We start from the raw sequence: 676 nt of genomic DNA on the forward strand, positions 1-676 counted from the left end.
CTATGTCACGTCAACGTTGAACTTTTACATCTGAATTTAAATTGCAATTAGTAAAACTTTATGAAAATGGAAAATCTCGTGCAGATATTGCCCGAGAATACGATATAACGCCTTCGGCTTTAGACCGTTGGATTAAAAACCATCAAGAAACCAGTTCATTCGCTGCCAAAGATAATCGCTCTGAAGAAGATAACGAACTAGCTCGATTACGCAAAGAAAACCAACGTTTACTGATGGAGAATGATATTTTAAAGCAAGCAGCGCTGATCATGGGACGAAAATAGATGTGATTCGAAATAACGCTCAAATATTCAGTATCAGCAATGTGTGACGTCCTTGATATTCCGAAAAGTACGTATTACTATCATGCCGATGTTTGTGGCAAACGTGCGCTAAAAACTGAAGATAAAGAGATTTCCAAAGAGATTGCTCGTATTTTCAAAAAAAGCCGTAACAATTATGGTACGCGTAAAATCAAGAAAGAACTAAGTAAATTACCAGAGCCAAAACACGTATCACGTCGTCGAATTGATCGTTTAATGAAAGGTCTAGTATCAAACTATACAGTAGCACAGTATAAGCTGCATAAATCAACATGTAATGAAGCGCCGATAAAAAATGAATTACAGCGCCAATTTGAGCAAGAAGAGCCGTTGGCTGTCATCGTGAGTGATTT

1 pseudogene is annotated in these 676 nt (G+C 37.4%); it reads left to right on the forward strand.

From position 1 onward, the window contains the following. Positions 1 to 20: 20 nt before the first annotated feature. Positions 21 to 676: pseudogene (locus ACOMCU_RS28195) on the forward strand (transposase); the annotation flags it as partial.

It is taken from the genome of Lysinibacillus sp. UGB7 (genome assembly GCF_049058285.1).
In the GTDB taxonomy this organism is placed as follows: Bacteria; Bacillota; Bacilli; order Bacillales_A; family Planococcaceae; genus Lysinibacillus; species Lysinibacillus sphaericus_B.